Genomic DNA, 12,744 nt, shown 5'->3' on the forward strand with positions numbered 1-12,744 from the left:
GCGAAACGTGGGAGGGGAAAAGCAGTGGCAGAGCAGGCAATCTTCGACGTCTTCATTATCGGCGGCGGCATCAACGGATGCGGCATTGCGCGTGATGCGGTCGGTCGGGGATACTCCGTCGCGCTCGCTGAAATGAACGACTTTGCCTCCGGCACGTCGTCCGGCTCGACCAAGCTCATCCACGGCGGCCTGCGCTATCTCGAACATTATGAGTTCCGCCTGGTGCGCGAGGCGCTGATGGAGCGCGAAGTGCTCTGGGCAATGGCACCGCACGTCATCTGGCCGATGCGCTTCGTCCTTCCCTATCATAAGGGCGGCCCGCGCCCGGCCTGGCTCATCCGCCTCGGCCTGTTTCTTTACGACCATATTGGCGGCCGCAAGCTGCTGCCGGCAACGGCCACGCTCGACATGACGCGCGATCCGGCCGGAAAGCCGCTGAAGCGGCTCTTTACCAAGGCTTTCGAATATTCCGACGGTTGGGTCAACGATGCCCGACTGGTCGTGCTCAATGCCCGCGATGCCGCCGACCGCGGCGCCCGGATCATGGCGCGCACCCGGGTGATCTCGGCAAAGCGCGACAACGGCAACTGGGTGGTCGACACGGAAAATGCCGCGACCGGCGAACGTCGGCAGATCCGAGCGCGCATGCTGGTCAATGCCGCAGGCCCTTGGGTCGATGCGGTACTATCAGGCGCGCTCGGCAAGAACGACGTTCACAATGTGCGCCTGGTCCAGGGCAGCCACATCGTCGTCCGCAAGAAGTTCAACGACCCCCGCGCCTATTTCTTCCAGAATCCGGATGGCCGGATCATGTTCGCCATCCCCTATGAGGACGATTTCACGCTGATCGGCACCACCGATCGCGACTATACCGGCAACCCGGCCGACGTCCGCATCAGCGACGCCGAGGTCGACTACCTCTGCAAGGCCGCGAGCGAGTATTTCCTCGAGCCGATAGAAAAGGACGACATCGTCTGGACCTATTCCGCCGTTCGCCCGCTGTTCGACGACGGCGCCAGCAAGGCGCAGGAAGCAACCCGCGACTACGTTCTTCGCGTCGAAGGCGACAGGGCCGCGGCCCCGCTCCTCAACGTTTTCGGCGGCAAGCTGACGACCTATCGCCGCCTGAGCGAATCCGCGCTCGAGAAGATCGGCGATGCCATCGGCGTCAAGGGTGCCAAGTGGACCGCCGGCTCAAGCCTGCCGGGCGGGGACTTCCCGGCCAAGGGCTACGCCGACGAAGTCGCAAAACTTCACAAGAAGTATCCCTTCCTTGCCGCCGGCCATGTGCGTCGGCTGGTACGCCTCTACGGCACGCGCGCGTCCGCGCTCATTGGAGCGGCAGCGAATGAAGCAGCCCTTGGCCATCATTTCGGCGCCGACCTCTATGAGGCGGAAGTGAAGTGGCTGATCGAGCAGGAATGGGCCCGGCACGCCGAGGACGTGCTGTGGCGGCGCACCAAACTGGGATTGAAGCTGACGTCCGGCGAGGCGACGGCGCTGGAGGAATACATGCGGGGCGCGGCGCACGCCGCCGCCTGAGGGCCCCGCATTCAAGACTGCCGATGGCTGGGTGGAACACCGGAGAATTCAATGCTTGAAATGAAGAAGATATCCAAGGTCGTGGGTGGGGAGACGCATATCCTCCCGACCGATCTTGTGCTGGAAAGGGGGTCGCTCAATGTGCTGCTCGGCCCGACCCTTTCCGGCAAGACGTCGCTGATGCGGCTGATGGCCGGCCTCGACAAGCCTGCCTCCGGCTCGCTGATCTTCGACGGCACCGACGTCACCGGCCTGCCGGTGCAGAAGCGCTCCGTAGCGATGGTCTACCAGCAGTTCATCAACTACCCGTCGATGACCGTCTATGACAACATCGCCTCGCCGATGCGCATCAAGGGTTCGGACGCAGCCACGATCGACCGCGAAGTGCGCAAGGCCGCCGAACTGCTCAAGCTCACGCCCTATCTCGACCGGACGCCGCTCAGCCTTTCCGGCGGCCAGCAGCAGCGGACGCGCTGGCGCGCGCCATCGTCAAGAATGCCGATCTCGTGCTGCTCGACGAACCGCTCGCCAACCTCGACTACAAGCTGCGCGAAGAACTGCGCGAGGAACTGCCGAAGCTCTTCGCAGCCTCCGGCGCGATCTTCGTCTATGCGACCACCGAACCTTCCGAAGCTCTGCTTCTCGGCGGCAACACCGCTACGCTTAGCCAGGGCCGGATCACCCAGTTCGGCAAGACCATCGACGTCTTCCGTCGCCCGGTGGACCTGGTGACGGCACGCACCTTCGCCGATCCGCCGCTGAACACGATCGAGCTCATCAAATCAGGCTCGATCTTCACCTTTGACGGCAAACACGTGCTGTCGGTTCCCGCCCATCTGTCGGCGTTGCCGGACGGCCCCTGCACGGTCGCCTTCCAGCCGCACCATCTGTCGTTCGACCGTCCCTTCGACGGCGCGACGCCGCTGACGGTAAAGACGGCAATCTCGGAAATCGCAGGTTCCGAAAGCTTCATCCACGTCGGATTTTCCGGCGCGCGCTGGGTCATGCTGGCGCCGGGCATTCACGACATCGAACCGGACGCAACCCTCGAGGTTTTCGTCGATATCCGCCACCTGATGGTCTTCGGGCCGGATGGGCGCGCGATCGGCGGAACCGCCTGAGGAGGCGCTGGGAGGAAACGAAAATGGCACGCATCGATCTCGAACATATCCGCCACGCCTATGGCGCCAAGCCGAAGTCGGAAAACGACTACGCGCTCAAGGAAGTGCACCACAAATGGAACGATGGCGGCGCCTACGCGCTGCTCGGTCCGTCCGGTTGCGGCAAGACCACGCTGCTCAACATCATCTCGGGCCTGATCAATCCGTCCGAGGGACGCATCCTCTTCGACGGCAAGGACGTGACGCACCTGTCCACGCAGGACCGCAACATCGCCCAGGTGTTCCAGTTCCCGGTCATCTACGACACGATGACCGTCTACGACAATCTCGCCTTTCCCCTGCGCAACCGGCATGTGCCGGAGACCGAGGTCGATCGCCGCGTCAAGGAGATCATCGAGATGATCGGCCTTGGCGGCTGGGCGGGCAAAAAGGCGCAAGGGCTGACGGCCGACCAGAAGCAGAAGATCTCGCTTGGCCGCGGCCTGGTGCGCTCCGACGTCAGCGCCATCCTGTTCGACGAGCCGCTGACCGTCATCGACCCGGAAATGAAATGGGTGCTGCGCTCGCAGATCAAGCGCCTGCACAAGCAGTTCGGCTTCACCATGGTCTATGTCACCCACGACCAGACCGAGGCGCTCACCTTCGCCGACAAGGTCGTCGTCATGTATGACGGCCAGATCGTGCAGATCGGCACGCCGGCCGAGCTTTTCGAGCGGCCGCGCCATACCTTCGTCGGCTACTTCATCGGTTCGCCGGGCATGAACGTGCTGCCGGCCAGGATCGACGGCAGCACCGCGACGATCGGCAGCGAGACCATCGCTCTCAACTTCCGGCCCGAGATCAAGGCCGGCGCCAAGACCGAACTCGGCATTCGCCCGGAATTCGTGTCGATCGGTCGCGAGGGCATGCCGGTTGCGATCACCAAGGTCGAGGATATCGGCCGCCACAAGATCGTGCGCGCCCGCTTCGCCGACCAGCCGATCTCGATCATCCTCGACGAGGACGGCGCCATTCCGGCCGAGCCGCGCATCGCCTTCGACCAGAAGGCCATCAACATCTACGCCGATTCCTGGCGCGTCGGCGGGGAGGCCTGATCATGGAAAAGACCTGGAACAACAAAGCCTGGTTCATGGTTCTGCCGGTGCTGGTGCTCGTCGCCTTCTCGGCGGTGATCCCGCTGATGACCGTGGTCAACTACTCGGTTCAGGACACCTTCGGCAACAACGAGTTCTTCTGGGCCGGCACCGACTGGTATGTCGACGTGCTGACCTCAGACCGGTTCTGGGACGCGCTCACCCGCAACCTGATCTTCTCGGCGATCATCCTCGCCATCGAAATTCCGCTCGGCATCATCATTGCGCTCAACATGCCCAAGAAGGGCCTCGGCGTTCCGGTCTGCCTCGTCCTGATGGCACTGCCGCTTTTGATCCCGTGGAACGTCGTCGGCACCATCTGGCAGGTCTTCGGCCGCGTCGACATCGGCCTGCTCGGCCACACGCTGGAAGCGTTGGGCATCAACTACAACTATGTACAAAACCCCATGGACGCCTGGGTGACGCTGATCGTCATGGACGTCTGGCACTGGACGAGCCTCGTCGTACTTCTGTGCTATGCCGGTCTCGTCTCGATCCCCGACGCCTACTACCAGGCCGCCAAGATCGACGGCGCATCGCGCTGGTCCGTCTTCCGCTACATCCAGTTGCCGAAGATGAAGCGCGTGCTCCTGATCGCCTTCCTGCTGCGTTTCATGGACTCATTCATGATCTATACCGAGCCCTTCGTCGTCACCGGCGGCGGCCCCGGCAACTCGACCACCTTCCTGTCGATCGACCTCGTCAAGATGGCCATCGGCCAGTTCGACCTCGGTCCGGCGGCAGCCCTGTCGATCATCTACTTCCTCATCGTCCTGCTGCTCTCGTGGATCTTCTACACCGTGATGACCACAAGCGACGCGCAGAGCTGAGCCGGAAGGGAGGAAAAACCATGACCGCTACAACACAACCCCTGTCGCAACGCCTCTCCTGGCTGATCCCGACGGTCTATATCCTGTTTCTGCTGCTGCCGATCTACTGGCTCGTCAACATGAGCTTCAAGGAGACGAGCGAGATCCTCAGCACGTTTTCGCTGTGGCCGCAGAACCCGACCCTGCGGAACTATACGGTGATCTTCACCGATCCGTCCTGGTACAAGGGCTATATCAACTCGATCATCTATGTCGTCATGAACACGGTGATCTCGGTGGCAGCCGCCCTGCCTGCAGCCTACGCCTTCTCTCGTTATCGCTTCCTTGGCGACAAGCACCTGTTCTTCTGGCTCTTGACCAACCGCATGGCGCCGCCGGCCGTTTTCGCCCTGCCGTTCTTCCAGCTCTATTCGGCCTTCGGCCTGATCGATACGCACATTGCCGTGGCGCTTGCCCACTGCCTGTTCAACGTGCCGCTGGCGGTCTGGATCCTGGAAGGCTTCATGTCGGGCGTGCCGAAGGAGATCGACGAAACCGCCTATATCGACGGCTATTCGTTCCCGCGCTTCTTCGTGAAGATCTTCACGCCGCTGATTGCCTCCGGCATCGGTGTCGCGGCCTTCTTCTGCTTCATGTTCTCCTGGGTCGAGCTGCTGCTGGCCCGCACGCTGACGACAACCGCGGCAAAGCCGATCGCCGCCATCATGACCCGGACCGTGTCCGCCTCCGGCCTCGACTGGGGCGTTCTGGCCGCGGCCGGCGTGCTGACCATCATCCCCGGCGCGCTCGTCATCTATTTCGTGCGCAACTACATCGCCAAGGGCTTTGCCCTGGGCCGCGTCTAAAGGAGCTTCGTGATGAATTTCTCATGGATGGCATGGACGCTGCCGACGGCGTTGTTCTTCATCACCATCGCGCTGCTGCTCATCGGCATGGGCGTGTGGGAATATGTCTCGCCGGGCGGCAACCCGCGCGTCGGCATCCTGCGCTTCGAAACGACCCGAGGTGACCGGCTCTTCGTCTCGCTGCTCGGCAGCGCCTTCATTCACCTCGCATGGCTCGGCTTCGGCGGCGGACAGGACCTCTGGTGGGCGCTGGCGCTCTCCGTCGTCTATGCCGTCGGCGTCTTTCGCTACGTCTGAGGCGATCGAAATGGCAGGTCCGGGAGGGCCTTCCGACACTGCAATGAACGCAATCGCAAAACCCAAAGGGAGGAAATTATGCGACGGCACCTTTTCACGACGACAGCGGCAGTGCTGCTGGCTCTTACCGGCACGGCATTCGCCGGCATGGACGAGGCAAAACAGTTCCTCGACAAGGAAGTCGGCGATCTCTCCACGCTCGACCGCGCCGGCCAGGAAGCGGAAATGCAATGGTTCATCGATGCCGCCAAGCCGTTTGCCGGCATGGACATCAAGGTCGTTTCCGAAACGCTGACCACGCATGAATACGAATCCAAGGTGCTGGCTTCCGCCTTCACGGCGATCACCGGCATCAAGATCACCCACGACCTGATCGGTGAAGGCGACGTCGTCGAAAAGCTGCAGACGCAGATGCAGTCCGGCGAGAACATCTACGACGCCTATGTCAACGACAGCGACCTGATCGGCACCCATTGGCGCTACCAGCAGGTGCGCAACCTCACCGACTGGATGGCCAACGAAGGCAAGGACGTCACCAATCCCGGCCTCGACATCGCCGACTTCATCGGCACGTCGTTCACCACCGCTCCGGACAAGAAGCTCTACCAGCTTCCCGACCAGCAGTTCGCCAACCTCTACTGGTTCCGCTACGACTGGTTCAACGACGAGAAGAACAAGGCGGACTTCAAGGCGAAGTACGGCTACGACCTCGGCGTTCCCGTCAACTGGTCTGCCTATGAGGACATCGCCGAATTCTTCACCGGCCGTGAGATCGACGGCAAGAAAGTCTATGGCCACATGGACTACGGCAAGAAGGACCCGTCGCTCGGCTGGCGCTTCACCGACGCGTGGCTGTCGATGGCCGGCAACGGCGACAAGGGCATCCCGAACGGCCTGCCGGTCGACGAATGGGGCATCAAAGTCAACGAGAAATCCCAGCCGGTCGGCTCGTGCGTCGCCCGTGGCGGCGACACCAACGGCCCGGCCGCGGTCTACTCGATCGCCAAATACCTCGATTGGCTGAAGGCCTATGCGCCGCCGGAAGCCCAGGGCATGACCTTCTCCGAATCGGGCCCGGTCCCCGCCCAGGGTGCCGTCGCTCAGCAGATCTTCTGGTACACGGCGTTCACCGCCGATGCCGTCAAGAAGGGCCTGCCTGTTGTCAACGAGGATGGCACGCCGAAGTGGCGCATGGCCCCCTCGCCGCATGGCGTCTACTGGAAGGACGGCATGAAGCTCGGCTACCAGGACGTGGGTTCCTGGACGCTGATGAAGTCGACCCCGGAAGACCGCGCCAAGGCCGCATGGCTCTATGCGCAGTTCGTGACGTCGAAGACCGTGGACGTGAAGAAGAGCCATGTCGGCCTGACGCTCACCCGCGAATCCTCGATCCAGCACGAGAGCTTCACCAAACGTGCGCCGGAACTCGGCGGTCTGATCGAGTTCTATCGTTCGCCGGCCCGCGTGCAGTGGTCGCCGACGGGCACCAACGTTCCTGATTATCCGAAGCTGGCTCAGCTCTGGTGGCAGGCCATCGGTGACGCCTCCTCTGGCGCCAAGACACCGCAGGAAGCGATGGACTCGCTGTGCGCCGAGCAGGAGAAGGTGCTTCAGCGCCTCGAACGCGCCGGTATCCAGGGCGAGATCGGTCCGAAGCTCGCCGAGGAACACGACCTCGAATACTGGAACGCTGAAGCCGTCAAGGCCGGCAACCTCGCTCCGCAGCTGAAGATCGAGAACGAAAAAGAAAAGCCGATGACCGTCAATTACGACGAACTGGTCAAAAGCTGGCAGCAGTAACAAGCCCAAGACGACGGCCGCCCGTGCAAACGGGCGGCCGAAGATCAGGAGATGCGGCACCGGGGTCGGCAACGGCCCCGGTTTTTTCATGCCTGTCAGCCGGAGCGGGACGGAAATCCATGCCGGCTAGCCCATGCCACGGCCGGGGCCTGCAGCAGGATCGCCAGCAGGACCGCTGGAAAGATCGCTGCGCCGACACTGTCGAGCAGCACGCCGCCGGCCAAGCCGCCGCCGGCCATCGCCGCGTTCCAGGCCGTGACGATCATCGACTGCGCCGCATCCGCTTCCGTCCCGGCCGCCTTTGCGGAGGCGGTCTGAAACAGCGTCGCTGCACCGCCGAAGGCGAGACCCCAGGCGACAACGCCGATATAGATCGCGGCCGACTGCTCGCCCCAGACGGCAAGCAGCAGTGACGCTGCCGCAAAGAGCATCATGCTCGCCAGCACCAGCAAACGCAGATGCCTATCGACAAGGGCGCCGATGATCGGAATGACAACGAGCGAGGCGATGCCAAAGACAAGAAGTACCGTGTCAGCCCGCGCATCAAGCCCTGACGGTTCCAGGAACGGCACGATGTAGGTGTAGAGGATGTTATGGGCGAAAACGACGGCAAACATCACGAACAGAATGGGTCGGATCCCGGGCAGCCGGAACACCGACGAAAGCGCCAGGCGTCGTTCGGCGCGCTGCCCCGGAGAGTTGGGAAGCGACCATAAAACCCAGCCGACGAGCAGGGCCGCCATGATGCTCAGGAGGCCGAAGGTCAGGCGCCAGCCGGCCATAGCGCCAAGCAGGGTGCCGGCGGGAATGCCTATCGAAAGCGCCACCGGAGCACCGAGCATGGCAACGGTGATCGCCCGCCCCTGCTGCTGCGGCGGTACCATGCGGCTGGCGTAGCCGGCGGCCAGTGCCCACAACAGCCCGGCAAAGACGCCGGCAAGGAAACGCGCCGCCATCGTCACGACATAGTCGGTCGAGAGCGCTGTGACCGTGTTGACGACGGCAAATCCCGAGATCGCCGTGATCAGCAGCGGCCGCCGACGCCAGGTCTTCGTCAGCGCCACGAGCGGGATGGCCGCGACCAGCGAGCCGATCGCATAGATCGTCACCATCTGCCCGGCCAGGGACTGAGAGACGTCGAGATCGGCGCTGATCTGCAGCAACAGGCCGGCCGGCGACGCCTCCGTGAGGATGGTGATGAAGCCGGCGGTCGCAAGCGCAAGCAGCGCCGCAAGCGGCAGCCCGGCCCCGGCGACAACGACGGGCGTGGATGCTGCTTCCTGCGGAGCCGGAAGCGCGCAGTCGGTGGATTGCATGGATAGTGTCTTTCAGGATGATCGCCAGTGACGTCTCTCTTGACGGCAATAGCGGAATGGAAGCGCGTGCCAGGTGTTCGCCGCCGGCCGAAGCGGGCGGCGATCTCGTTTGTGCCTAAGCTGCGGTTACGGCGCGCTTGGGCAGCACGATGTCATCGACGCGATAGGTGTGAAACTCGCAGGTTGAGACCGAATTCAGCGCCCTGAACTTTTCCAGGAAGACCGCGTCGGTGAAGAACTCCTCGACGTTTCCTTCGCCGGCTATCGCTTCGATATTGACCACCGTCTGGCCGTCGGTGCTCTTGGAGAGGTTGCTCCAGAGAAAGCCCTCCTTGCGCTCGGCCACATAGTTCACGACGTCCTGGATCAGCCGGAACGCTTCCTCCTGCTTGCCCGGGTGGGCGTGGATGACATTGACGATGAAGACGGTCGGTTCCGGATCCCTATGGAAACCCGCCACAAGTGCCTGCTGCATGTTTTCTCCTTCTGTCGCCGACGATGTTTTCGCACGTCACGAACGCGCGTTTGTCGGACGGGCGGACTATGACGAGCTTCCAATCAGAGAAAAATACGCTACAGCTCCGAAGATATCGGACAAAAATATCCACAATTCCCGAAACGGATGAGGACGGCGGATGGACAGCCTTGGTGCACTCAATGCTTTCGTGCAGGCGGCGGACTTCCGCAGCTTTACGGAGGCCGCAACCCAGCTCGGCGTTTCACCCTCCGCCGTCGGCAAGGCGATTGCCCGGCTGGAGGAGCGGTTGAGCGTTCGCCTCTTTCATCGCAGCACCCGCAGCGTCACGTTGACCCCGGAAGGCACGCTGTTTCTCGAACGCTGCCGGCGGATTTTTTGCGAAATCGAAGCGGCCGAGGCCGAACTGGTTCAGAGCCAGGAGGCTCCGCGCGGCAAGCTGCGCGTCAGCCTGCCCATGGCCGGCATGCTGCTGATGCCGACGCTGACGGCCTTCATGCGCGCCTATCCGGAGGTCGAGATCGATCTCGATTTCTCCGACCGCATGGTCGACGTTATCGAGGAGGGGTTCGACGCGGTCGTGCGCAGCGGGGAAATCGGCGACTCCAGGCTGATGACGCGTCAGCTTGGCACGTTTCACCCCTATCTCGTCGCATCACCCGACTACTTCGAAAGACATGGGAAGCCGGAGGCGCCTGCGGATCTCGAACAACACCACTGCCTGCACCATCGCTTTCCCTCGACGGGCAAGCTCGAGCCCTGGCCGCTGGTGCAGGACGGCGCCGAAGCCAACGTCGATGTGCCGGTAACGGCCGTCTCCAATGCCCTGGAGCCGCTGATCCATATGGCCGAGGAAGGGCTCGGTATCGCCTGCCTTCCCAACTTCACGATCAGACGGCAGATGCGCGAGGGAACACTCGTATCGGTTCTCGATAACCAGCTGCGCCGCTACGGCACCTACCGGATCCTGTGGCCGTCCAGCCGGCATCTCGCGCCGAAACTGCGCGTCTTCGTCGACTTCATGGCTGCCAATCTCTTCCCGACCAGTGGTGCGTCATCGGGCTCGGCTTGACCGATAGCGGCCGCACTACGATTTCGCCATCACGCGGCGCGCGGTTTTGCCCGGCCGATCCTTGTCGAAAATCGCTCTGATTGCCTGTTTCGTGCCATCGTCCATCAGCACGATCATGTCGAGGTAGAGCTGCTTGTCGACGATGACGAAGCGGACATCGAACGGCTTGCCACCATAGTGGCCGCTGACGTTCTCGCTCCATCGGCCGATGCCGGCCGCAGTCGTGGAGCCCGTCTTCAGGTCCGCATGGGCAAAGGCAAACCAGCCGTTGTTGGAAGACACCTTCAGGATAGGCCCGTGCTGCTTGATCGCCAGCCAGCAGGTTCCGCAGGTGCCGGCGTTCGACACCATCTGTCGCCACTGCCCCGGAAAATCTTCGGTTTCGGCGTTGGCGGCAAACGGCCACAGAACAATGGCGACGGCAATCAATGCGCCGACCAAACGGCGAAACGTGCCAGCAGGCGACGAAAATCTCATATGCTGCAATCCCATGGACACCGGCGGAGGCGAGCCTTCGCCTCGACGCCAGTGCACACTGCCTGCGCTGCATTGCGGCAACGTTGCATCCGTTGACGTCTTTTTCCGCGGTGCCTTCGGTGCAGCATTCCCTTTGCCCACTCCCCCCGGATTCCCGAAAGTGTTTACTCCACGGTTGCACTTGCGGCACTCTGTCTCGGCACCAAAGATACCCTTTACCCTGTTGGAGGATGGGGCCCCCTGTTGGAGGACGGGGGAAGCGGACTGGTCGACGTGATGGGAGGAGTAACCATGAGCGACGCATCCAGCATACACCCGGTGGACGAGAGCCAATCGGCAAGCTCGCGACCCTCGGGATTCAGCATGTCCTTGTCATGTACGGTGGCGCCGTCGCGGTTCCGCTGATTGTTGGCCGGGCCCTGCAGCTCAGCCCTCAGGACGTCGCTTTCCTGATTTCCGCCGATCTTTTCGTCTGTGGCCTCGTCACCATCATCCAGTCTCTCGGCATTACCCGGAGCGTCGGCATCCGTCTTCCCGTGATGATGGGCGTGACCTTCGCTTCCGTCGGCCCGATGGTGTCGATGGCAACGATGACGCCCGGACAGGAGGGCGCCCGACTGATCTTCGGCGCCATTATCGGCGCCGGGTTGGTCGCGCTGCTGCTCGCCCCGATCATGGGGCGGCTGTTGCGTTTCTTCCCGCCGATCGTCACCGGCACCATCATTCTGGTGATCGGCGTGACCTTGATGCGCGTCGGCGTCAACTGGATCTTCGGCAATCCCTTCGGACCGACGGCACCGAAGCTGGTCGATCCGACCCACGCCGAATGGCTGGCCGAGCTGAAGAAGCTCGCCACGACAGGCGGCCCGGCCGTTCCCGACGGCGTCGTGCTTGGCGCAACGGTGCCGAACCCTGCTTATGCCGAACTGAGCCATGTGGTACTTGCCGCCTTCGTGCTCATCTCCATCCTCGTGGTCGCGCGCTACGGCCGCGGGCTGATCAGCAACATTGCGGTTCTGACCGGCATCGTCATCGGCTGCGTCTTTGCAGCGAGCCTTGGCATGATGCATTTCGACCGGGTTGCGGATGCCGGCTGGTTCGCGGTCGTCACGCCGTTGCGTTTCGGCATGCCGATTTTCGATCCGGTGCTGATCGCCACCATGTCGCTGGTGATGATCGTCGTCATGATCGAATCGACAGGCATGTTCCTGGCGCTGGGCGAAATAACCAACAAGGAAGTCTCGCAGCAGCAGCTGACGGCCGGCCTTCGCGTCGACGGCATCGGCACGATGATCGGCGGCCTGTTCAATACCTTCCCCTACACCAGCTTCTCGCAGAATGTCGGTCTCGTCGGCGTCACCGGCGTGAAGAGCCGTTATGTCTGCGTCATGGGCGGCGTGATCATGATCGTGCTCGGCCTGATCCCGAAGATGGGCGCGCTGGTCGAGGCGGTTCCAACCTTCGTGCTCGGCGGCGCCGGCCTGGTGATGTTCGGCATGGTGGCAGCCACCGGCGTGCGCATCCTGTCGACCGTCGACTTCAAGTCATCGCGCAACAACCTGTTCGTCGTTGCCGTCTCGGTCGGTTTCGGCCTGATCCCGCTGATCGCGCCGAACTTCCTGATGTGGATGCCGCATGCGATCCACCCGATCATCGAATCGGGCATCGTGCTCGCCTCGATCTCGGCAGTGGTGCTCAACGCCTTCTTCAACGGATTGAGCGTCGAACGCTCTGCCCGGCCCCCGCGAGGAGGCCGGGGCTTTGTCATCAGGCCGTTCCAAAAAGCCCCGACACTTCGATCGCCAACGAAGCATCGACAGGTGTCGGCACGGTAGA

General features: G+C 62.7%; 10 protein-coding genes and 2 pseudogenes. 9 read left to right on the plus strand and 3 right to left on the minus strand.

Annotated elements, in window-relative coordinates:
* Positions 1 to 24 precede the first annotated feature (24 nt).
* The 7 genes and pseudogenes from glpD (at position 25) to BKP54_RS15945 (ending at position 7,568) form a co-directional block, all read left to right on the plus strand.
* On the plus strand, positions 25 to 1,542 hold the full coding sequence (gene glpD, locus BKP54_RS15915) for a glycerol-3-phosphate dehydrogenase (protein ID WP_025425040.1): 1,518 nt from the start codon (positions 25 to 27) through the stop codon (positions 1,540 to 1,542).
* Between the two features lie 51 nt (positions 1,543 to 1,593).
* A pseudogene (locus BKP54_RS15920) lies at positions 1,594 to 2,663 on the plus strand (ABC transporter ATP-binding protein).
* Positions 2,664 to 2,686: 23 nt separating this feature from the next.
* The gene (locus BKP54_RS15925) at positions 2,687 to 3,757 is read left to right on the plus strand and encodes an ABC transporter ATP-binding protein (RefSeq protein WP_025425042.1); all 1,071 of its coding nucleotides are present in this window, start codon (positions 2,687 to 2,689) and stop codon (positions 3,755 to 3,757) included.
* A gap of 2 nt (positions 3,758 to 3,759) precedes the next feature.
* Positions 3,760 to 4,626 carry a sugar ABC transporter permease gene (locus BKP54_RS15930; RefSeq protein WP_025425043.1) on the plus strand — a complete coding sequence of 289 codons (867 nt, stop codon included), beginning with the start codon at positions 3,760 to 3,762 and terminating at the stop codon, positions 4,624 to 4,626.
* A gap of 20 nt (positions 4,627 to 4,646) precedes the next feature.
* Positions 4,647 to 5,471 (plus strand): carbohydrate ABC transporter permease, encoded by an 825-nt coding sequence (locus tag BKP54_RS15935; RefSeq protein WP_057210833.1) that lies wholly within the window; start codon positions 4,647 to 4,649, stop codon positions 5,469 to 5,471.
* A 12-nt stretch (positions 5,472 to 5,483) separates the two neighbouring features.
* The gene (locus tag BKP54_RS15940; RefSeq protein ID WP_025425045.1) at positions 5,484 to 5,768 is read left to right on the plus strand and encodes a DUF2160 domain-containing protein; all 285 of its coding nucleotides are present in this window, start codon (positions 5,484 to 5,486) and stop codon (positions 5,766 to 5,768) included.
* 78 nt (positions 5,769 to 5,846) lie between these two features.
* Entirely contained in the window at positions 5,847 to 7,568 is a 1,722-nt protein-coding gene (locus BKP54_RS15945; RefSeq protein ID WP_025425046.1) for an ABC transporter substrate-binding protein, read from the plus strand.
* Between the two features lie 95 nt (positions 7,569 to 7,663).
* Here BKP54_RS15945 and BKP54_RS15950 read toward each other — a convergent pair whose 3' ends face one another.
* A complete protein-coding gene (locus tag BKP54_RS15950) occupies positions 7,664 to 8,884 on the minus strand; it encodes an MFS transporter (protein ID WP_025425047.1) in 1,221 nt (406 codons plus the stop codon).
* Positions 8,885 to 8,999: 115 nt separating this feature from the next.
* On the minus strand, positions 9,000 to 9,359 hold the full coding sequence (locus BKP54_RS15955) for an antibiotic biosynthesis monooxygenase (protein WP_025425048.1): 360 nt from the start codon (positions 9,357 to 9,359) through the stop codon (positions 9,000 to 9,002).
* A 160-nt stretch (positions 9,360 to 9,519) separates the two neighbouring features.
* On the opposite strand from BKP54_RS15955, the gene BKP54_RS15960 reads away from it, so the two are divergent.
* Positions 9,520 to 10,431 (plus strand): LysR family transcriptional regulator, encoded by a 912-nt coding sequence (locus BKP54_RS15960; protein WP_025425049.1) that lies wholly within the window; start codon positions 9,520 to 9,522, stop codon positions 10,429 to 10,431.
* Between the two features lie 15 nt (positions 10,432 to 10,446).
* Here the strand turns inward: BKP54_RS15960 and BKP54_RS15965 are convergent, their stop codons facing one another.
* On the minus strand, positions 10,447 to 10,908 hold the full coding sequence (locus BKP54_RS15965) for a hypothetical protein (RefSeq protein ID WP_128090430.1): 462 nt from the start codon (positions 10,906 to 10,908) through the stop codon (positions 10,447 to 10,449).
* A gap of 291 nt (positions 10,909 to 11,199) precedes the next feature.
* On the opposite strand from BKP54_RS15965, the pseudogene BKP54_RS15970 reads away from it, so the two are divergent.
* Positions 11,200 to 12,743 (plus strand): annotated as a pseudogene (locus BKP54_RS15970) (nucleobase:cation symporter-2 family protein).
* Position 12,744 lies beyond the last annotated feature (1 nt).

It is taken from the genome of Ensifer sp. 1H6, from assembly GCF_001976035.1.
GTDB lineage: Bacteria > Pseudomonadota > Alphaproteobacteria > Rhizobiales > Rhizobiaceae > Ensifer > Ensifer canadensis.